20 protein-coding genes are annotated in these 18,883 nt (G+C 63.8%); 8 read left to right on the top strand and 12 right to left on the bottom strand.

Annotation, left to right across the window (positions count from 1 at the left end):
* Window positions 1–4 precede the first annotated feature (4 nt).
* Window positions 5–607 (top strand): general stress protein, encoded by a 603-nt coding sequence (locus AB4Z43_RS05770; protein WP_441936419.1) that lies wholly within the window; start codon window positions 5–7, stop codon window positions 605–607.
* Between the two features lie 53 nt (window positions 608–660).
* Here AB4Z43_RS05770 and AB4Z43_RS05765 read toward each other — a convergent pair whose 3' ends face one another.
* From AB4Z43_RS05765 to AB4Z43_RS05735, 7 genes are all read right to left on the bottom strand, one after another.
* Complete coding sequence (locus AB4Z43_RS05765; protein WP_441936417.1) at window positions 661–1,827, bottom strand: extracellular catalytic domain type 1 short-chain-length polyhydroxyalkanoate depolymerase; 1,167 nt, start codon at window positions 1,825–1,827, stop codon at window positions 661–663.
* Window positions 1,828–1,963: 136 nt separating this feature from the next.
* Window positions 1,964–2,197: a hypothetical protein gene (locus tag AB4Z43_RS05760; protein ID WP_027047260.1), complete on the bottom strand. Its 234-nt coding sequence runs from the start codon at window positions 2,195–2,197 to the stop codon at window positions 1,964–1,966.
* Window positions 2,198–2,311: 114 nt separating this feature from the next.
* On the bottom strand, window positions 2,312–3,106 hold the full coding sequence (locus tag AB4Z43_RS05755) for an ATP-binding cassette domain-containing protein (RefSeq protein WP_019860462.1): 795 nt from the start codon (window positions 3,104–3,106) through the stop codon (window positions 2,312–2,314).
* Window positions 3,106–4,203, bottom strand: a complete 1,098-nt coding sequence (locus AB4Z43_RS05750; RefSeq protein ID WP_019860461.1) for an ABC transporter permease — start codon at window positions 4,201–4,203, stop codon at window positions 3,106–3,108. The genes AB4Z43_RS05755 and AB4Z43_RS05750 overlap by 1 nt, the downstream gene beginning before the upstream one ends.
* Window positions 4,204–4,358: 155 nt before the next feature.
* A complete protein-coding gene (locus AB4Z43_RS05745; RefSeq protein ID WP_019860460.1) occupies window positions 4,359–5,315 on the bottom strand; it encodes a rhizopine catabolism ABC transporter substrate-binding protein in 957 nt (318 codons plus the stop codon).
* 257 nt (window positions 5,316–5,572) lie between these two features.
* On the bottom strand, window positions 5,573–6,472 hold the full coding sequence (gene iolE / locus AB4Z43_RS05740) for a myo-inosose-2 dehydratase (RefSeq protein ID WP_019860459.1): 900 nt from the start codon (window positions 6,470–6,472) through the stop codon (window positions 5,573–5,575).
* Window positions 6,469–7,566 carry a Gfo/Idh/MocA family protein gene (locus AB4Z43_RS05735; RefSeq protein WP_441936415.1) on the bottom strand — a complete coding sequence of 366 codons (1,098 nt, stop codon included), beginning with the start codon at window positions 7,564–7,566 and terminating at the stop codon, window positions 6,469–6,471. The genes iolE and AB4Z43_RS05735 overlap by 4 nt, the downstream gene beginning before the upstream one ends.
* Before the next feature lie 118 nt (window positions 7,567–7,684).
* On the opposite strand from AB4Z43_RS05735, the gene mocR reads away from it, so the two are divergent.
* Window positions 7,685–9,154 (top strand): rhizopine catabolism transcriptional regulator MocR, encoded by a 1,470-nt coding sequence (mocR, locus tag AB4Z43_RS05730; RefSeq protein ID WP_441936413.1) that lies wholly within the window; start codon window positions 7,685–7,687, stop codon window positions 9,152–9,154.
* A gap of 49 nt (window positions 9,155–9,203) precedes the next feature.
* Here mocR and AB4Z43_RS05725 read toward each other — a convergent pair whose 3' ends face one another.
* Window positions 9,204–10,892 carry a BTAD domain-containing putative transcriptional regulator gene (locus tag AB4Z43_RS05725; RefSeq protein ID WP_441936411.1) on the bottom strand — a complete coding sequence of 563 codons (1,689 nt, stop codon included), beginning with the start codon at window positions 10,890–10,892 and terminating at the stop codon, window positions 9,204–9,206.
* A 164-nt stretch (window positions 10,893–11,056) separates the two neighbouring features.
* On the opposite strand from AB4Z43_RS05725, the gene AB4Z43_RS05720 reads away from it, so the two are divergent.
* Together AB4Z43_RS05720 and AB4Z43_RS05715 are read left to right on the top strand one after the other, a co-directional pair.
* Complete coding sequence (locus AB4Z43_RS05720) at window positions 11,057–11,725, top strand: peroxiredoxin (protein ID WP_441936409.1); 669 nt, start codon at window positions 11,057–11,059, stop codon at window positions 11,723–11,725.
* A gap of 37 nt (window positions 11,726–11,762) precedes the next feature.
* Complete coding sequence (locus AB4Z43_RS05715; RefSeq protein ID WP_019860453.1) at window positions 11,763–12,896, top strand: NAD(P)/FAD-dependent oxidoreductase; 1,134 nt, start codon at window positions 11,763–11,765, stop codon at window positions 12,894–12,896.
* 53 nt (window positions 12,897–12,949) lie between these two features.
* Here AB4Z43_RS05715 and AB4Z43_RS05710 read toward each other — a convergent pair whose 3' ends face one another.
* On the bottom strand, window positions 12,950–14,152 hold the full coding sequence (locus AB4Z43_RS05710; protein ID WP_064980450.1) for an MFS transporter: 1,203 nt from the start codon (window positions 14,150–14,152) through the stop codon (window positions 12,950–12,952).
* A 144-nt stretch (window positions 14,153–14,296) separates the two neighbouring features.
* Window positions 14,297–14,755 (bottom strand): Lrp/AsnC family transcriptional regulator, encoded by a 459-nt coding sequence (locus AB4Z43_RS05705; protein WP_064980448.1) that lies wholly within the window; start codon window positions 14,753–14,755, stop codon window positions 14,297–14,299.
* A gap of 170 nt (window positions 14,756–14,925) precedes the next feature.
* On the opposite strand from AB4Z43_RS05705, the gene AB4Z43_RS05700 reads away from it, so the two are divergent.
* Window positions 14,926–15,660, top strand: coding sequence for an AzlC family ABC transporter permease (locus tag AB4Z43_RS05700; protein WP_019860450.1), 735 nt, complete (start codon window positions 14,926–14,928; stop codon window positions 15,658–15,660).
* Window positions 15,657–15,956: an AzlD family protein gene (locus AB4Z43_RS05695; protein WP_441936406.1), complete on the top strand. Its 300-nt coding sequence runs from the start codon at window positions 15,657–15,659 to the stop codon at window positions 15,954–15,956. Before AB4Z43_RS05700 ends, AB4Z43_RS05695 begins: the two co-directional genes overlap by 4 nt.
* Before the next feature lie 54 nt (window positions 15,957–16,010).
* Here the strand turns inward: AB4Z43_RS05695 and AB4Z43_RS05690 are convergent, their stop codons facing one another.
* Window positions 16,011–16,643: an FMN-dependent NADH-azoreductase gene (locus AB4Z43_RS05690; protein WP_441936404.1), complete on the bottom strand. Its 633-nt coding sequence runs from the start codon at window positions 16,641–16,643 to the stop codon at window positions 16,011–16,013.
* A 109-nt stretch (window positions 16,644–16,752) separates the two neighbouring features.
* Between AB4Z43_RS05690 and AB4Z43_RS05685 the strand changes: the two genes are divergently transcribed.
* Window positions 16,753–17,712, top strand: a complete 960-nt coding sequence (locus tag AB4Z43_RS05685; protein ID WP_441936402.1) for a LysR family transcriptional regulator — start codon at window positions 16,753–16,755, stop codon at window positions 17,710–17,712.
* A 73-nt stretch (window positions 17,713–17,785) separates the two neighbouring features.
* Here the strand turns inward: AB4Z43_RS05685 and AB4Z43_RS05680 are convergent, their stop codons facing one another.
* The gene (locus AB4Z43_RS05680; RefSeq protein WP_027047256.1) at window positions 17,786–18,391 is read right to left on the bottom strand and encodes a TetR/AcrR family transcriptional regulator; all 606 of its coding nucleotides are present in this window, start codon (window positions 18,389–18,391) and stop codon (window positions 17,786–17,788) included.
* A 66-nt stretch (window positions 18,392–18,457) separates the two neighbouring features.
* On the opposite strand from AB4Z43_RS05680, the gene AB4Z43_RS05675 reads away from it, so the two are divergent.
* A complete protein-coding gene (locus AB4Z43_RS05675; RefSeq protein WP_064980443.1) occupies window positions 18,458–18,883 on the top strand; it encodes a VOC family protein in 426 nt (141 codons plus the stop codon).

Below are 18,883 nucleotides of genomic sequence, written 5' to 3'. Positions count from 1 at the left end.
AATCATGAAGACCGTAACCGGACTGTTCGACAATTATGACGATGCTTCCGACGCCGTCGGTGAATTGGAAGCCAGCGGTGTGCCGCATGACGATATCAGCATTGTTTCCAGCAATGCCGACAATCAGCACGACGATGACGGCTCCAAGGCCGTGGATGACGCCGCCGGCGGCGCAGGACTGGGAGCAGCGATCGGCGGTGCCGGTGGACTGCTCGCCGGACTTGGCCTGATGGCTATTCCCGGCGTTGGTCCCGTGGTGGCTGCCGGATGGCTGGCTGCCACTGCGGTTGGAGCCGTTGGCGGCGCGGTGGTTGGCGGCGCGGCTGGCGGCATCGTCGGGGCGCTCACCGATTCCGGTATCCCCGAGAATGATGCCCACGTCTACGCCGAGAGCGTGCGTCGCGGCGGCACGCTGGTCACTGCCAGGGTCGATGATCAGCTGGTGCCGGCGGCCGAAAGGATCCTGGGCCAGGCTAAGTCCGTCAACCTCCAGGAACGGCGTGGCGAATACCAGGCCGACGGTTGGACCGGCTTCGATCCGGACGCGGAGAATTACCGCTCGAATGAAATCGGCCGCGACGGCGCTCGCGACGTGAACCGAGTTTGATCGACAGGGCCTCGCTGCCGAAAGGCGGCGGGGCCTTTCTGCCGAAGCTTGGGTTAGCGCATCAAGCCGGCCGCACGAAGCGCATCTTCAATGACCTTGCCAACGCCTGTAGCAGAAGCGCGTGAACCATCGGCCTCCGGTTGTTCGACAGGTTCCACACGCGCTGGCCTCGGCCTTTCCGGCGCAACATAGGTGCGCAAGGCCGCAGCTGCCGTGGGATGCGTCGCCGTAGCGTCAACCGTCGCCTCGCTTCGGGCATCGGCGCCTGCGAGATTCCAAAAAGCCGCCATGCGTCTCGTCGACGATATTCCAACATCCAGCATGAACGGCGCTGCGTGGCCCAAACCGTCCGGTCCCACCGTGTTCAAGGGGGTGCCATGGCCCATGCCGGCAATGGTGTATTTTTCGATCACCTCATTGCCATCGGCGTCGCACCAGACCTGTCGCGTTTGCCCGTCGACAGTCTCCGTTCGACCATGGCCCGCATCGACGCGGTGAACGCCTTGCCATTGGGCGACAAGGGCATCCGCGTTGGACGGCGCCACCGTGCGATCGGCCGTGCCCTGCCAGATCGAAATCTTCGGCCAACGCCCTTTGTGCGATGACGCCTGCACCAGGCGCCGCTGGAGTTCCGACTTAGTCGGGCCACCATGCCCGCGCATGCGATCGAACGCTTCCGGAATCGTCGATGCGCTGCCATAGGCAAGGCCCGCAATGATCGCGCCGCCGGCGAACACGTCCGGATAGGTTGCCAGCATTGCCGCTGCCATGGCGCCGCCCGCTGAAAGACCGGTGATGAAAATGCGCTCTCGGTCCAGGCCATGCTTCGTCACCATGGCTTCGATCATCCGGCGGATGGAAAGCGCTTCACCGCGATCGCGGGTTACATCTTCGGGCACGAACCAGTTGAAGCAGAGATTGGCATTGTTGGCTCGCTGCTGTTCGGGGAACAACACCGCAAACCCTTCTTCGGCCGCCAGGCGCGACCAGCCAGCGCTGTGATCGTAGCCCGCCGCGGTCTGCGTGCAGCCGTGCAGGACGACAACCAAGGCTGCTCCCCTCGGCAAGTCCTCGGGTGCGTACAAACGCGCCCGCAGGGCACCCGGATTGGATCCGAACTCGGCGAGATCGGACAGACTGTCGGGGTGGTTTTGTTGGGAAAATGCCGTCCTGCCTCGCATGGCCGAAAGGCGAGCGATCGTATCTGAGATATTCCGCAAATCGAAATCCTAGCCGCCGGAGTGGCGGAAGCCCGAGCACAATGCACTTGCAGCAACATCGTTGCTGCACTGCACAATAACAAGCTTACGCAGGGGTAGGTGAGAGGCGGATGCTCCGTTCGAGGCCGTTCCGATTCTACTGGTCCGAAAAACTCACGCTCACGCCGCGCTGGCGAAAATAGGCCTGCATCAATTTGCGGCCCGAGCGGTTGTTTTGCGCCAACTTGGCCGGATCGAACACAGCCTGTTTCATCCCCTCGCGTGTCAGCGCGGCCTTGAGTGTCGCGATATGTGCGTCGATGTCGGCATTGTCCGCCCGAAGCGATGCATAGATATTCTCGGTCGCCTCGGCCACGGTCAGTTCGCTCACAGCTGTCGTCCTCTTGTTGATTGGGCGGCGGCTTAGCACAGATTCGCGGCGCCGCCGATACCGATGCGTAGCGGCCAGACTGGTCAGCCACACGGATCCGATCGGCGCCGCGCCCTAGGCCGGGCTGCTCCTGGCCGATTTGGCCAGTTCCTGCTCCAGATCCACCAGTTCCTTGCCGCCTGCCATCAGGTTGAGCAGCTGGTCGCGGGTGATTTCGCCCTTGGCGTAGGTGCCGGTGCTCCGACCTCGCTTCAACAGCGTGAAGCGGTCGCCGACGACATAGGCGTGATGGACGTTGTGGGAAATGAAGATGACGCCGATACCGCGCGCCTTGGACTGCACGATGAGCTTCAGCACCACCGATGCCTGGTGGACACCCAGCGCCGAGGTCGGCTCGTCCAGGATCAGCACCTTGGCGCCGAAATAGACGGCGCGCGCTATAGCCAGGCATTGCCGTTCACCGCCCGACAGCGTGCCGACCGGCTGTTCGGGGTCGCGCAGTTGGATGCCCATCGCCGACATTTCGTCATAGGCGGTGCGGTTGGCGAATTCGGCGTCGAACTGGCTGATCGGCCCGAATTTGCGCATCGGCTCGCGCCCGAGGAAGAAGTTGCGCGCCACGCTCATCAGCGGCACCAGCGCCAGGTCCTGGTAGACGGTCGCGATGCCGCTGTCGCGCGTATCGGCGGGCGAGGCGAACCGCGTCGGCTTGCCCTGCACGCGGATTTCGCCTTCGTCCGGCGTGTAGACGCCCGACAGGGTCTTGATCAGCGTCGACTTGCCGGCGCCATTGTCGCCGAGCAGGCAATGCACCTCGCCGGGGCAGACATCGAAGGACACGTCCTTCAGCGCCACGACTGAGCCGAAATATTTGCTGACCGATTTCAGTTCGACATAGGGCTCGGCCATCACCGGCTCCTCATGGCGCGGTTGCGCACATAGCTGTTGAACAGTACCGCGATGACCATCATGGCGCCCATGAACAGCTTGAACCAGTCGGTGTCGATGCCGGTGTAGAAGATGCCCATCTGAACCACGCCGAAGATGAGGGCGCCGAACATGGCGCCGATGGCTGACCCGTAGCCACCGGTGAGCAGCGTGCCGCCGATGACGACGGCGATGATGGCCTCGAATTCCTTTTGCGTGCCGCGCAGCGTGTCGGCGGAGCCGGTGACCAGCACCTGGATCGCCGCGAACAGGGCGGCCGCGAGTGCCGTCATGACGAACAGCGTGATCTTGGTGCGCGCCACCGGCACGCCGAGATTGCGCGCGGCATTGGCTTCGCCGCCGGCGGCGAAAATCCAGTTGCCGAAGCGGCTCCGCGTCAAGAGCCAGGTGCAGGCCAGTGTCAGCACGATCCACCACACGATCGACACCGGAATGCCTGATATCGACGGCATTCCGTCCGCCCGCTTGCCGATCAGGCCGAGGTCGGCCAACCAGGCGATCAGGCCTGAGAATACCTGGCCAGAGAACAGGCTGTTGAGCGGATCGTTCTGCGCCAGCTCGTGCACGCCCGACACCTGGGTCCGCCCTGAAATGCCGCGCGTGAGGCCAAGAGTGAGGCCGCGCAGCATGAACAGGCTGCCAAGCGTCACGATGAAGGAGGGCAGTCCGGTCCTGACGACGGCGAGTCCGTTCAGAGCGCCGATGCCGCCGCAGACGGCGAAGGTGAACAGCAGCGAAAGCCAGATCGGCCAGCCCCAGAACACGGCGGGGATGGCGATGAGGATGCCGGCAAAACCGATCATCGAGCCGACCGACAGATCGAACTCGCCGGCGATCATCAGCAAGGCCACGGGTGCGGCGAGAATGCCAAGCTGGGCCGAGACTTCGAGGAAGTTGACGATGCCCTTGGCGCTGAACAGTCCCGTGTTTCCCGCCGTGATGGCGAAGAACACGAAGACCAGCACGGTGCCGGCGGCCGCGCCAAGCTCCGGCCTGCTCAGCAGGCGGCTGAGGCGTGAGACGGACCGGACCCGCTCGTCGCGAATCTCTGAAACCATGGCTGCTTGCCCTTCACATAGAGCCGTTCACCGTTTCACGGAAACGCCGAACAGGACTATCTCCTTGCATTGACGCAATTCCGGACGGAAAACCGTTCACACTTTTCTTGGAATTGCTCTGATGAGACGGCCGGGGCGGGACCCGGCCGTCTGTGTTAGCGCTTGCCTTGTTTCGACAGCTCGATGACCGAGGCGGCGGTGTCCTTGGTGACGAAGCCTGGGCCGGTCGGATAGTCGGCGATCGGCATGATCTTGTACTTCTTCCAGAGATCGAACATCGCGACCGGGATATAGCCCATGGCATATTGCTGGGCGTCGATGCCCCATTCCATCTTGCCGCCGACGACGGCCTGCAGGATCGTGGGCGAAAGATCGAACGTGCCGGTCTTCACCTTGCCCGACAGGCCCAATTCATCAAGCGCGGCCAGCGTCGGTTCGGCGCCGCTGGCGCCGACGGCGAGGATGAATTGTGTATCGGCATGAGCGGTCATGTAGGCGATCACGCGGTTCTTCATTTCGGTCGGGTCGATGACGCCGTTCATCACCGGCACGTCGACGCCCAGTCCCTTGGCAAAGCCGGCGCAGCGGTCGTCAAGGCTCGAATTGCCGACCTCGTGGTTGGCGCAGACCGCCTTGGTGAGGCCGAGCGCCTTGATGCGCTCGCCGGCCATGACGCCCGCCTGGAATTCATCCTGCCCCATGAACAGCAGGCCGCCAAGGTCGTGGGTGAGCTTCGAGCCGCCGGAATCGATGACGATCACCGGGATGCCGGCGGCGACGGCGTTCTTGACCGGGGTTGTAAGAGCGGCCGCGTCGGGGATCGAGACGACCAAGCCGTCGGGCTTCGAGGCCGCGATGGCGTCGATCATCTGCCCCATCTTGGCCATGTCGAAGGTCTCGGGCGCCAGATATTCGGCCTTGACGCCGAGCGTCTTGGCGGCATCGTCCATGCCGTTCTTGACGACCGACCAGTAGGGATCGCCGCTCTGGCCATGGGTGACGAACACCACCCGCGTTTGGTCGGCGGCCGCAAGGGTCGTGGCCGCCGCCATCATCGTGAAGCCGGCCAGCAGGCCGAGCGCAGGCTTTATTAATTTCGCAAGCACAGACATAACAACCTCCTGTTTGTTTTCCGCCGCCGCAATTACGGTCGGCAGTCCAGTTGCCCCTTTAAGCTGTGTTGATATTCAGCTGATGCCGGCCTGCAAATGGCAGCTTTCTGCGCTTCCGGTGCTCACGGACCTAATGTCCGCTCCGCTCCGGTTCTCGAAAGCCGTCATTTTCGGCTCGGCCTGACCTGAATCTCAACACACCTTTTCCTGTTTCATTCCTCAGCACTGGTTCCCTGGAGGCCGAATAGTGGCCTCGATCATTCCATGACGGTAAATCCGGCTTGCCTCGCCATGCGCGACAGGTTCTTAAATCCCATCGTCGCATAGGTCAGCGGGTTGGCCTTGTTGGGGTCCTGCTCGGCCTCGACGACCAGCCAGCCGCTGTAACCATTATCGGCCAGCACGCGCAAAATGGCGGGATAGTCGATGAAGCCGTCGCCAGGGACGGTGAAGATCCCTTCCATGACGGCGCCCATGAAACTCATGTCCTCGGCGCGGGCACGCTCGAGCACGGGTTTGCGCGCGTCCTTGCAATGCACATGCACGACGCGTTTGACCTGCGCCTTGATCAGGGCGAGCGGGTCGCCGCCCGAGAAGATCGAATGGCCGGTGTCGTAGAGCAGACCGACCGCCTCGCCGGTATGCCGCATCAGCAGGCCAACCTCGGCATCGGTCTCGACGATGGTTCCCATATGATGATGAAAGGCCATGCGCACGCCGAAATCCGCCATCCTTTCGGCGAGTGCCGTCAGCTTGCGGCCATAGGCCGGCCATTCTTCCGGGCTCAGGGCCGGGCGTTGCGAGATCGGTCCCCAGATGGCGTTGTGGCGCCCGCGCGAGGTGTCGGCATAGACGACATGGGTAGAGCCCATATCCTTCAAGAGCTGGAGATGCGGCGTGATCGCATCCATTTCCGCGCTGACGTCCTTCTCGTCGCAGCGGCCATCATACCAGCCGGAAATCACCGCGAGGCCATAGCGGTCCATGATCGGCTTCAGCTCGGCCGAGCGGCGCGGAAACTTGCCGCCAAGTTCGGTGCCGGCATAGCCGGCCTGCCTGGTTTCGCTGAGGCAGACTTCAAGCGGCGTATCGCCGCCGAGTTCCGGCACGTCGTCATTGGTCCAGGTGATCGGATTGATGCCGATGCGAACCGTCACGGGCGAACTCCTGATTGCTTCGATTGGGCGAGGTGGTGGCGGGTCAGCCCAGCCAGCAGCGTCATGTCGCGGCGCGCATGCTCGGCGGTGTTGCGCACCGGCGTACCCTCGACGATTGCCGACCAGAAACCCTTCAGCTCCTCGACGAAAGCCTCTTCATAGCCGCTGCGGATGTCGCGGCTGGAAAGCGTGTGGCCGTCGCCGGTGCGGACGGTCAGCCGCGTCGGCTGGTGGTTGAGATAGGGCGAGGGAAATTCCAGTTCGAGCGAGGCGTCGTCGAAATGGAGCGTGATGCGCTCGCGGTAATCGGGCAGGCCCGGAGTGGCGATATGCGCCATGGTCCACAATGCCTGGCCGCCGAGCAGCCGGACAGTGCCCTGGCCAGCTTCGCCTTTGGCGAAGAGCGAGGCACCGACGATTTCGCCATCGGCGACGCCGAGCGCATCGAGCAAGCCATGGACGGCGTTGACGTCGTGCACGATCGACGAGGAATAGGCGCCGACAAAGCCGCGAAAGGCGTGGGGATCGTCGATCCCGGGCACCGCGCGGTCGACCTGCTCGCGCTGCCTGGCTTCGGTCGAGGCAATCAGTTCCGGCGCGACGTCGTCACCCCGGCAAGTGGAGGCGTGCCGGATGAAGGGCCAGGCGTCGGGATCGTTGACCTCGACCGAAACGGAGCGAAGCGTCCGCGCCGTGCCGGGCAGCATGTTCAGCGCCGCCTCGTAGCTCGGGTCGAAACGCTTCATGTAGCCGACCTGGAGCACCTTTCCGGCGCGATCCCTGGCGGCGATCAATTCGTCGATGTCCTGCGCGCCGTAGCAAAGCGGCTTTTCGCAGAAGACATGCAGGCCCCTGGCAAAGGCAGCGAGGCTCTGTTCGCGGTGCAGCGCATCCGGCGAGGCGATGACCACGGCGTCAAGCGGCATGGCGAGCAGCGCGTCGAGATCGGAAAATGTTTCGAGGCCGAATTCCTGTGCGACGAAAGCGCGGACTTTTCGCGACGGATCGTAGACGCCAAGGATCTTGAACTGCCGGTGCAGCTTGAGCAGGTTCGGAATGTGCTCGACCTGGGCGACGCCGCCTGCCCCGATCACTCCCACCCTTATGCACTGCATCGGCCAGCCCCATCTGAACCCGAACGCTTTTTTCTTGAGGGTAGGCCTCCTTTGGTTCCATTGTTAGAACCAGATTCTATTGATTTTCGGGAACCAGATGAAGACCAGCTTTCCCGTCGACGGCATCGCCCTGGATCGCGACAGCCCCGCCAATCTGCACCGGCAGCTCTATGTCCAGTTACGCGGCCTGATCGAACGGCGCGTGCTGCCGAGCGGCCACGCACTGCCCTCGACACGGGTCATGGCGCGGGATCTGAATGTCGGGCGTAACACGGTGATTGCCGCTTGCGACCAACTGGCGCTGGAGGGCTATCTGGCGATACGTCCGCGCAGACCCTCAGTGGTGATGGACCTACCGACGCGTTCGGCAGTTGCGGAACAAATGTCGGTCGAGGACGCCAATCCGCTATCGCGGCGCGGGCAGACCATGCTTGCCCAACCCTATCATCATGGCCGGCCGGGTATGCTTGCCTTCCATCCCGGCATGCCGGATCCGGACAATTTTCCGTTCAACACCTGGTCGAAACTGCTCAGCCGCCGCGCCAAGTTCGCCCATATCGATCTTTTTGGCACCTATCACGTCAAGGGCTATCCGCCGCTTTGCGAAGCCATAGCGCGCTATCTCACTGCCTCGCGCGGCGTGAAGTGCACCGCCGAGCAGATCGTCGTGACCAATGGCGCGCAGTCGGCTTTCGATCTCCTGGCCCGGCTGCTGATCGATGATGGCGACACGGTGTGGATGGAGGAGCCTGGCTACTACGGCGCCGGCTCGGCCTTCGTCTCAGCCGGGGCGAAACTGGCGCCGCTGCGTGTCAGCAATGCCGGCTGGGATCTCGATCCGCCTGATGTCGTGCCCCGCATGATCTTCGTGACGCCCTCCTGCCATCACCCGCTCGGCATAACCATGCCGATGGAGCAGCGGCTCAACCTGCTGCACATGGCCGAGACCTGGCGCTCGTGGATCATCGAGGATGATTACGACGGCGAATATCGTTTTCAGGGCCAGCCCATTCCGGCACTGCAGGGCATCGGCGCGTCGAACCGCGTGGTCTATGTCGGCACTTTCGCCAAGATCCTTTTCCCGGCCATGCGTCTGGGCTTCATGGTGGCACCCAAGGCGATCGACCATACGATCGTCTCGGCGCTGAGCGTGAGCGGCCAGTTCGCCCCCTTGCTGACCCAGGCCGCGCTGGCGGACTTCATGAATGAGGGGCACTTCACCCGCCATCTCAGGCGGATGCGGCGGCTCTATGCGGAGAGACGGCAGTCCTTCCTGGAAAGCGCGCAACGGCACCTCGGAGAATGGCTGGATTTCCACGCGACCGAATCCGGCATCCAGGTCGTCGGCATTTTCCGCGACACATGCAGCGACAGGGCGGTCGCCGAGGCGGCGCTCCAGCAAGGCATCAACGTGTCGGCCCTGTCGATCCAGTACCGCCACGGCACGCAGCAGAACGGCCTTGTCATGGGCTTCGCGGCCGCCGATGCGCAGACGACCGAAAAGACGATGCAAAAGTTTCGCACCGTGCTGCAAAGCCATTTTTCGCGAATGAACAATTCAAGATAAGAAATTGAGATTATGGGCTTTTTAAGCCTGCATCGTGCTGCTGGCGGTGCTAGCCTAGATCTGCCATCCGTTCCCGACAGCGCACCTCGTCGATCGGCCTGCCAAGCGCAGCGAAGCGTGTGGCTGCTTCCTCGAACGCCGCGACGGCCCGGGTTTTGTTACGCTCGGCCCGGCGCTGCACGCCGCGTGCTTCCCAGACGGCCGCCACCCAGGGGCCGCCGTTCCACATGCCGGCGACCCGCTCAGCCTCGTCGAGCCGGCGATTGACCTGTTCGATCTCGCCCGCCTCGGCCAGGGCAACGGCAGCCGCCGTACGGAAGGTCATCGAGCAAGGCTGGCAATTGCAGCCCGATGACAGCATACGGTCACCTTCGCGAATGGTCTCGGCGATCCTCTCGGAGGTGGCGGCGGCGCGCACCTCAAGCCCTTTCAGGCTGATCAGCAGGTGCGGCGCCAGCCAGGAAGAACGGGCAAGGGTGGTGGCGCGGTGGATCAACCGTCCCGCCTGCCATTTCTGGTGGCGGGCAAGCGCGAGTTCCGTCAGGCGCTGGAGCGCCATTACGCGGCCGGCCACGGTTCCCACCTGCGCGTAGAGTCTTTCGGCGTCGGTCAACATGCGTTCGGCCTCGGCCAGTTGGCCCGAGAAGAGCGCTGCCTCGCCCAGCACGAGCGAGGCCAGGCCGCGCCCGGCGACCGAGCCGGCGCCTTCGGCCACCGACAGGAGCTCTCGTGCAGAGGCGGCTATGTCGTGGTGGCCCTTGGCACTGCAGAGGCAGAATTCGGCCAGGCACAGATGCCCGTCAAAAACGTTGGAGACGAAGGCTGGCTTGGAGCGGACCCATTCGATGAACTCCGCCCTGAACAGTTCGCGCCACTGGCCCTGCATGTGCGCCACCAGGCCGATCAGGGCGCTGGCCTCGCCAACCTCGCGGGCCAACCCCGCGCCCATGGCCAGTTCGCGGGTTTCCCGGCCAACCTGGCCGGCCTTGGCGAAGTCGCCGCTTTGCAGGTGCAGCAGGCCCCAGGCCAGCGAGGCGCGGATGCGGTCGCTCAAGCCGACGGGGTCCACAGAGGGCACGGCCAGCGCCTTTTCGTACAGCTTCACGGTTTCGGCGCCCGGGCCGACGCCGAGGTCGATCCGCAGGCTTTCGCTCAGCTGGTTGAACAGCCGGATCGCCTCGGCGCGGTTGCCGGCGTCGAGCGCCGATTGCATCAGGGCGCATTGTGCCTGCTCGTCGGCCGGGTCCAGCGCGATCAGGCGCTGCCAGAGCTTGCCGGCCCGCAGCACCTCGGCATAGCGCTGCCGCAGGGACTGGCGGGGCGTTTCGAACCAGTCGACATAGGGGTCGTCCGGCAGCAGGTCTCCCGTGTAGAGATCGGCGGCCGCCTCACAGGCGGCGGGATCTTCGCCGCGCAAGGCAAGCCTGGCGGCGGCCTCGAAGGTCTCGACGTCGATCTCGAGGTCGGCGGCCGGGGCGAGGGCAATGATATCGGCCGCCTGCTCGATGAGGTCATGGGCGCCCAGCGCGCGGCGGGCAAAGTGGATGGCCTTGCGCAGATTGGCGCCCGCGGCCTCCGGATCGAGATCGGGCCAAAAGGCCTCCATGACCTGTTCGCGGTGGATACGGTGGGAGCGGGCGACGGCCAGCAGCTTCACCAGCGCGGCGCCTCGATCCCGGCGCCACGCCGCGGCCGCTACGACCTGATCGTCCAGACTGACGCTGAAGCCGCCAAGCAATTGAATTCGGACACGCAATCGAAAGGCCCTTTCAGGATGCGAGGCCCGCGCGTGCCCGAAATCCGGCCGTCACAAACACCTGCGCGGCGGGGAACGCTGGCGGAACATAGGTTGCCTAGTCTGCACCCGTAGTCAATTCCAACCGTCTCTCACAGGAGGATCAAATGTCTCTTCGTATCGCCGACATCGCGCCCGACTTCACCGCCGAAACCACCCACGGCGCAATCAGCTTCCACGACTGGCTGGGCAATTCATGGGGCATCCTGTTTTCTCATCCCAAGGATTTTACCCCCGTCTGCACCACTGAACTCGGTTACATGGCCAAGCTGAAGCCCGAGTTCGACAAGCGTAACGTCAAGATCATTGGGCTTTCCGTTGATCCGGTCGAGCGTCATGCCGGATGGGCTGATGACATTGCCGAGACCCAGGGACACGCGCCGAATTTCCCGATGATCGGCGACCCGATGCTGGCCATTGCCAAGCTCTACGATATGCTGCCCGCCACGGCCGGCGACAGCGCCGAGGGGCGTACGGCGGCCGACAACCAGACGGTGCGCCATGTCTACGTCATCGGGCCCGACAAGAAGATCAAGCTGATGATCGCCTATCCGATGACCACCGGCCGGAACTTCGACGAGATCCTGCGTGTGGTGGACTCCATGCAACTTACCGCCAAGCATCGCGTCGCCACGCCGGTGAACTGGCGGCAGGGCGACGACGTGATCATCGCGGGTTCGGTATCGAACGACGAAGCCAAGGTGCTCTATCCCGAGGGCTGGAAGCAGCCCAAGCCTTATATCCGCATCGTGCCGCAGCCTCACAGCAACGCCTGAGCGTTGCCAAAGACATCAGGCAACAGGAGGTGACAGTATGAAAACCCGTATCCTTATCCTCGGCGCCGGTTTCGGCGGGCTCGAGCTCAGCACGTCCTTGTCCGAAGCTTTGGGTGACAGCATTGCTGTCACCCTGATCGACAAGTCGGATTCCTTCGTGTTCGGCTTTGCCAAGCTTGACCTGATGTTCGGCCGCGCAACCGAAGCGGCTGTGCGGCTGCCCTACGCCGACTATGCCAAGGCTGGCGTCACGATGAAGCGCGAGACCGTCACCGCCATCGACCCGGAACGGCGGCGCGTGACGACGGATAAAGGTGTGCATGAGGCGGACATATTGGTGATCGCTCTCGGCGCCGACTATGATGTCTCGGCCACACCAGGCATCACGCTCGGCCGCAACGAATTCTACTCGGTTCCGGGCGCCGCCCATATGGCCAAGGTGCTGCCCGGTTTCACCCACGGTCATGCCGTGATCGGCGTCTGCGGCGCGCCTTACAAATGCCCGCCCGCGCCCAGCGAATGCGCCTTGATGCTGCATGACTACCTGACCGAGAGGGGCGTCCGGGGCGACTGCCAGATCACCTATGTGAACTCAATGTCGAGCCCGGTGCCGCCTTCTCCCGAAACGTCGAAGGCGCTTCTGGCCGCCTTCGCCGAGCGCGCCATCACCTTCATCCCCAGCACCCGGGTGGTTTCCGTGGACGAGGGCCGCAAGGTTGTGACGCTCGACAATGGCGGCGAACTGCCCTGCGATCTGTTCCTGGGCGTGCCCCGGAACCGCGCGCCCGATGTCGTCGTCGAGGCCGGCATCACGGAGGGTGGCTGGGTCACAATCGATCCGCGCACACTCGAAACCCGCTTTCCCGGCGTCTACGCGCTGGGGGATCTGGCCAATACGGGTGCGCCGAAGGCGGGCGTCTTTGCCGAGGGCGCCGCACGCACCGTTGCTGCGAACCTGATCGCCAGGCTCCGCCATGAGGAACCGACTGCCAAGAACCCGGGGGCAGGATCCTGCTACATCGAGTTTGGTGCCAACCGGATCGCCAGGGTGGATGTGGATTTCTTCTCCGGCCCAAAACCCACCGGTGCTTTCTATGAACCGTCTGAGGCTTTGCGGGTCGACAAGGTGAATTTCGGCTCCAGCCGCAAGGCCCGCTGGTTCGGGCATTGAGCTTCGACAAAAGCGGGCGCCGGAGAATTGTCACCAGCGCCCGTCCATCCGCTTCAGGCCAACTGCAACTGCCTGCGCGGCAGGGGTGGGAAGGCGATCGCTATGCCCGCGGCGCCCAGGCCGATAAGGGCCGAGCCGATGAACAGCCAATGGTAGCTGGCATAGGCGTCGAACACCATGCCGCCGGCGAGCGGGCCGAGCGCCATGCCGAGGCTGGACAGCATGGTGGCGGCGCCGAACACGGTGCCGAGGATGCGCTGGCCGAAATATTCGCGCGCCAGCACGGCATAGAGCGGCATGACGCCGCCATAGGTGGCGCCGAAGATGACGGCCAGCACATAGAACTGGTCGAGCTGGCTGACCGAGAGATAGGCGGCAATGACGATCGCCTGGATTACCAGACCCGCGATCAGCACCGGCTTGACGCCGAGCCTATCGGCCAGCACGCCGTAGAGAAGCCGGCCGCCCAAGCCAGCGAGGCCCTCGACACTATAGATTGTGACGGCCGCCATGGGGGCGACGCCGCACAGCATGGCGTAGCTGACCATGTGGAAGATCGGCCCGGAATGGGCGGCACAACAGGCAAAAAAGGTCAGCCCGAGCACGATGAATTGCGGCGAGCGCAGTGCCTGGGCCACGCTCATGCCGGTGCCCTCGGCGACCGGCGCGGAAGCCCCGCCCGCCACAGCGGGCTTTGGCGGCTGACGCACCAGAAGCACCGCCGGCAGCAGCAGCACCCAGGCCATGATGCCGATGTCGAACATGGCGGTGCGCCATTCATAGGCCGAGATCAGCCAGCGGGCGAAAGGCGAGATCGTCATCGGGGCAACGCCCATGCCGGCCGAGACCAGCGAAACCGCAAGGCCGCGGTTGGTGTCGAACCAGGCCGTGGTCAGCGCGATCATCGGTGCGAAGAAGGCGCTGGCGGCAAGCCCGACGAGGACGCCATAGCTGATCTGGAAGGTCAGCAGCGAGCCGGCGCGGCTCGCCACCACAAGTGCCAGGCCGAGCAGCACGGCACCGATCGCCACGACGATGCGGGCGCCGAAGCGGTCGGACAGCGCGCCCCAGGCGAAACCGCCGAGGCCCATGACCAGGAAGTTGAGCGTCATGGCGCTCGAAATGCCGGCGCGCGACCACTGCGTGTCGATCGCCATCGGTTCGAGAAAGATCGCCAGCGAAAACATCGTGCCGATGGCGACACAGGACATCAGCGCGCCTGCCGCGACGATGACCCAACGATAGGAAAGTTCCATGCAAATCTCCCATGCCAGAGGGCAGCGCTGCGCGCTGCTTGCGTCCGAAGGACGATGGCACCGAAACCGATCCTACAATCTGGTTGCATTTTTTATCCAGTCCGAAACGCTGCTCCAGGCATGCGGGCCGCTCTGTGGCACCAGTCAGATCGGCAGTTCCGACGTGTACTTGATCGTCCAGCTCGGCACGTCGGTCTTGACGTTCTGGACGCCCTTGATGCGGCTCAGATGCTCCGACTGGAAGCGGCGATAGTCGTTGACGTCGGCCGCCACCACGCGCACCAGGGCATCGCAGTCGCCGAGCATCAGGTAGCATTCCATGACCTGCGGCAGCTTGGCCACTTCGGTGGCGAAGTGCTGGATCGTGTCCTCGTCCTGCGTCTTCAGCCAGATGCGGGTGAAGAAGGTGAGGCCCTTGTCGATGCTGGCCGGGTTGAGCACGGCGACATAGCGGTCGATGACGCCGGCCTCCTCCAGCAGCTTGACACGACGCAGGCAAGGCGAGGGCGACAGGCCAACCTCGTTGGCCAAATCGTTGTTGGCCATGCGGCCGTTGCGTTGCAGCGCCCGCAGGATGCGCCTGTCGATGTCGTCGAGTTTCATGGCTCTAGATTCCATATTTTTGATAATATGTGACATTCAGTGCCAAAAATGGATGAATTGCAACAATCTTCGCAACCAAATTGCGGAGAGGTGGGGGTATGTTTGCCGCCGGTATCATGAGAGTTAAAAACCCAGGGAAGCGGCGGCCGCGAGGCCGGCCGCGGCAGAGCATGAGCATTTCACAGGCAGTCGAAGCGGCGGGCGATGGTTCGGGATCCGAGTTCCGCCGGGGCGTGGCGTCCTGCGCGCCGGTGCTGTTGGGCACCATCCCCTATGCGCTCGTGCTTGGCGCGCAGGCAACCCAGAAAGGGTTGAGCACGCTCGAACTGTCCATGATGACGGGGCTGAACTTCGCTGGCGGCTCGGAATTCGCTGCGATCCAGTTGTGGACAGCGCCGCCGCATATCCTGCTCATCGTCGCCATCACCTTCCTGGTCAACAGCCGCCATCTGCTGATGGGAGCAGCACTTGCGCCGTTCCTGCGCGATCTGCCGCGACGCAAGGTGTTTCCAGCACTTTTCGTCCTGTGCGACGAAAGCTGGGCGCTGGGCCTGGCCGATGCCAAACAGCGCGCCGCGGCGGGCATCACGCCGGCCTTCAGCCCGCGCTACTATATGGGCGCGGCACTGGCGATGTACCTGACATGGTTTTCCTTCACCACGCTTGGCGCCTTGCTCGGCCCGATGCTCGGTCATGTCGAGACCTATGGTTTCGACATGGCGTTTCCAGCCGTCTTCCTGGTGCTGATGCGCGGCATGTGGAAAAGTGTTTCGGCGGCGCGGCCCTGGCTGGTCAGCCTGGTCATTGCTGCCCTTGTCTATCTCTTCATTCCTGGTGCCTGGTATGTCGCAGCGGGCGCGGTGTCGGGGCTGCTTGCCGCCTGGCTGATGGCAGGTGACGCATGATCGACGTGGCAACGCTTTTCACCATCGTGCTGATGGCCGGCGTCACCTATCTCACGCGGATCGGCGGCTATGTCGTGCTGCGCAACCGCGTGCTCAGCGCGCGTGCGACCGCGGTGATGGAGGCGGCGCCCGGTTGCGTGCTGATCTCGGTCATCGCGCCGGCCTTCGTGTCGCGCAATCCCGCCGACCTTCTGGCGCTGGCCATCACCTTCATCGCGGCGACGCGGCTTCCCATGCTGCCGACCGTGCTGATCGGCATCGCTTCGGCGGGGCTGCTCAGGCATTTCATCGGCTAAAATGAAAAAGGCAGGCGCGAACGCCTGCCTTTCGAGTTCAAATGATCGAGAGCCTTACGCGGCAACTGCGGCCTGCTGGCTGGCGACCACGGCGTCGACCTTGGCGGTCGCCTTGGCGAGCGCCGCGGTGACCGCGTCAGGACCCATGCCGACGCCTTCGATGCGGATGACGTCGACATCGGTCATGCCGAGGAAGCCGAGCACGCCGCGCAGATAGGGAATGGCGTGATCGAACTGAACGGCCGCACCTTCCGAATAGATGCCGCCCGAAGCCAGCACGATATAGACCTTCTTGCCGGTGACGAGGCCCTTGGGGCCGTTCTCGCCATAGGCAAAGCTCCGGCCGGAGCGGGCGATGTGGTCGACCCAGGACTTCAGCGTCGAGGAGATGTTGAAGTTGATGAAGCCGGTGGCGAGGATCACCGTGTCGGCGGCGAACAGTTCGTCGAGCACGACGTCGGAGACGCCGACGACTTCCGCCTGGCGCGGGGTGCGCCCTTCAACCGGCGTGTAGATGCCGGTCGCGTAGTCGGCATCGATATGCGGCAGCGGGTTGGCGACGAGGTCACGCACGACAAGCGTGTTCGACGGATCGGCGGCGAGGAGCTTTTCGGCGAATTCGGTGGCGATGCGGGTCGAGTGCGAGGCGGCGCCGCGCGGGCTCGAGGTAACGAGAAGAATGGACATAGCGGGTTTCTCCAGTGGAAAATGAATTGTCCCGCTAGATATGGGATATCCATCCATCAGATAAACTGGTATATTTTATATACGATCCATCCACAAAATAGATACAGCGATGCAGCCCAACCCGACACTCGACCAGCTTCAGATATTCGTTGCCGTCGCCGACAGCGGGAGTTTCTCGGCGGCCGGCCGCAGGCTCAACCGGGCGCAATCCGTCATAAGTTATGGCATCGCCAATCTCGAGGCGCAGCTGGGGCTGAAGCTGTTCGAACGCGAGGGCACGCGCGAGCCGCAACTGACCGAGATCGGTCGGTCGATGCTTGAGGATGCAAGGCGCATGATCGGGGTGCTGCAGCGTATGCGGTCGCGCGTCGATGGCCATCATCATGGACTGGAGGCCGAAGTGGCGCTGTCGGTCGACGCGACGTTGCCATCGCCCGTGCTGGTGCGGGCGCTGAAGGCGTTCGAGGCGCAGTTTCCGACCGTGATGATGCGCCTGCATATAGGCTCGCTTGGATTGATCCCGGACCACGTCGTCAATGGACAGGCCGATCTCGGCATTGGCGGTCTGCTGGGCGAGGTCGACGTCCATCTCGTGCGCATCGGCTTCATGTCGATGGTGCCGGCGGCGGCCCCCGGCCATCCCCTGGCGCTGCTGTCGAAGCCGGTGAAGATCGAGGATGTGCGCGAGCACACGCAACTTGTCGTCACCGATCAGTCCGAACGCACAAAGGGGCGCGACTATGGCGTGTTTGCCTACCGCACCTGGCGGCTGACGGACATGCGCACCAAGCATACGCTGATGCGCGAGGGGCTGGGCTGGGGTGGACTGCCGCGCTGGCTGATCGCCGACGATCTGGCCACCGGCCGTTTGGTGGAACTTGATCTCGAACCCTACGAGGAAATTAGTTCGCCACTGTTTGCCATGCATCGCAACGATCGCAGCCCGAAACCGGCCGCCGCCTGGCTGATAGAACGGTTCAAAAGCGAACTCGGCTGCTTCAACGAGTTCAAGCCGGGCGAGGTGCCTACAGCGCCGCGCGTCCCTGGGGACGCGCAAAGGACGCTGTAGAACCTTGATTTTGCGCATGATCTCCAGCGAACGTCGATTCCGATTTTTGCTGATGCGAACCTTTGGTTCGGGGTCATGCGCTGGGACGAGCCGGAGACAATCCATCAATCAGCGCCATAAGCACGGCGCGGTAATCCTGCGCCGCGGCGCCGGCCTCGATGGCAAGTGCGGCGCGGTCGAAGGCGGAGGCAAGCAGCGCGGTCAATGCATCCACCGGCAATCTCGTCATCGTGTTGGCCCGCATCGCCGCGACGAGGCCCTCGCGCAGCGAGCGGTTGCCATGGCGGCTGTCGATCGCATCCATGGCGGCACGGCCAAGCACGGCCGGGCCATCAAGCAGCAGCAGCCGCGTGCGGCCGGGCGCGCGCATGGCGGCAAGATAGGCGTCGGAGCCGGCGATCAGCGCATCGCGGGCCTCGAGCGAAGGTGGCGAAGCGCGGTCGATTTCTTGCGCCACCGCCTGCGCCTCCTGCTCCACCACGGCGGCGAACAGCGCCTGCTTGTCGGCGAAGTGGTGGTAGAGCGCGCCGCGCGTCACGCCTGCCGCGGTGACGATCTCCGGCGTGCCGGTCTCGGCATAGGATTTTTCCGTGAACAGCTTTCGCGCCGCCGCGATCAAATCGGCGCGCGTCGCCTCGGTGCGGTCGCGGTTGGAACGGCGCGCGGATTCCTGTTGCATACATGCAGCCTGTATGTTATTTCGATTTACATGCAGACTGTATGTTATGTCCAGGGAGAAGGAAAGATGAAGACCACGAGCTATTACCCCGTGCTGATGACCGGCGACGTCGCCGGGACGGCGGCCTTCTATGTCGAGCATTTCGGCTTCCGGCCGTTGTTCGAAAGCGACTGGTATGTGCACCTGCAATCGGTGGATAATAAACGCGTCAATCTCGGCATCGTCCAGGGCGACCACGAGACGATCCCGGAGGAGGGGCGGGGGCGCAGTTCGGGCCTGTTGATCAATTTCGAGGTCCGCGACCCCGATCCGGTCTATGAGCGGATCCTCGCCGCTGGTCTGCCGATCCTGCGAGCGCTGCGTGACGAGCCCTTCGGCCAGCGCCATTTCATCACCCGGGACCCCAACGGCGTGCTGATCGATGTCATCAAGCCGATCCCGCCCAGCGAGGAATTTCTGGCGCAATATGCCGAGGGCGCAGCGGGGGTTTGA

This window comes from Mesorhizobium sp. 2RAF45, from assembly GCF_052115225.1.
Taxonomy (GTDB): domain Bacteria; phylum Pseudomonadota; class Alphaproteobacteria; order Rhizobiales; family Rhizobiaceae; genus Mesorhizobium; species Mesorhizobium jarvisii.
The sequence above is the reverse complement of the archived record's forward strand: the minus strand, read 5'-3'. Positions and strand labels throughout refer to the sequence as shown.

What these genes read in the sequence shown, in the direction of transcription:
- AB4Z43_RS05770 (WP_441936419.1), top strand. Translation starts at nt 5, where the DNA reads ATGAAGACCGTAACCGGACTGTTCGACAATTATGACGATGCTTCCGAC.
- AB4Z43_RS05755 (WP_019860462.1), bottom strand. Translation starts at nt 3,106, where the DNA reads ATGGCCGAGCCCTATGTCGAACTGAAATCGGTCAGCAAATATTTCGGC.
- AB4Z43_RS05750 (WP_019860461.1), bottom strand. Translation starts at nt 4,203, where the DNA reads ATGGTTTCAGAGATTCGCGACGAGCGGGTCCGGTCCGTCTCACGCCTC.
- AB4Z43_RS05745 (WP_019860460.1), bottom strand. Translation starts at nt 5,315, where the DNA reads ATGTCTGTGCTTGCGAAATTAATAAAGCCTGCGCTCGGCCTGCTGGCC.
- mocR (WP_441936413.1), top strand. Translation starts at nt 7,685, where the DNA reads ATGAAGACCAGCTTTCCCGTCGACGGCATCGCCCTGGATCGCGACAGC.
- AB4Z43_RS05720 (WP_441936409.1), top strand. Translation starts at nt 11,057, where the DNA reads ATGTCTCTTCGTATCGCCGACATCGCGCCCGACTTCACCGCCGAAACC.
- AB4Z43_RS05715 (WP_019860453.1), top strand. Translation starts at nt 11,763, where the DNA reads ATGAAAACCCGTATCCTTATCCTCGGCGCCGGTTTCGGCGGGCTCGAG.
- AB4Z43_RS05710 (WP_064980450.1), bottom strand. Translation starts at nt 14,152, where the DNA reads ATGGAACTTTCCTATCGTTGGGTCATCGTCGCGGCAGGCGCGCTGATG.
- AB4Z43_RS05705 (WP_064980448.1), bottom strand. Translation starts at nt 14,755, where the DNA reads ATGAAACTCGACGACATCGACAGGCGCATCCTGCGGGCGCTGCAACGC.
- AB4Z43_RS05700 (WP_019860450.1), top strand. Translation starts at nt 14,926, where the DNA reads ATGAGCATTTCACAGGCAGTCGAAGCGGCGGGCGATGGTTCGGGATCC.
- AB4Z43_RS05695 (WP_441936406.1), top strand. Translation starts at nt 15,657, where the DNA reads ATGATCGACGTGGCAACGCTTTTCACCATCGTGCTGATGGCCGGCGTC.
- AB4Z43_RS05690 (WP_441936404.1), bottom strand. Translation starts at nt 16,643, where the DNA reads ATGTCCATTCTTCTCGTTACCTCGAGCCCGCGCGGCGCCGCCTCGCAC.
- AB4Z43_RS05685 (WP_441936402.1), top strand. Translation starts at nt 16,753, where the DNA reads ATGCAGCCCAACCCGACACTCGACCAGCTTCAGATATTCGTTGCCGTC.
- AB4Z43_RS05680 (WP_027047256.1), bottom strand. Translation starts at nt 18,391, where the DNA reads ATGCAACAGGAATCCGCGCGCCGTTCCAACCGCGACCGCACCGAGGCG.
- AB4Z43_RS05675 (WP_064980443.1), top strand. Translation starts at nt 18,458, where the DNA reads ATGAAGACCACGAGCTATTACCCCGTGCTGATGACCGGCGACGTCGCC.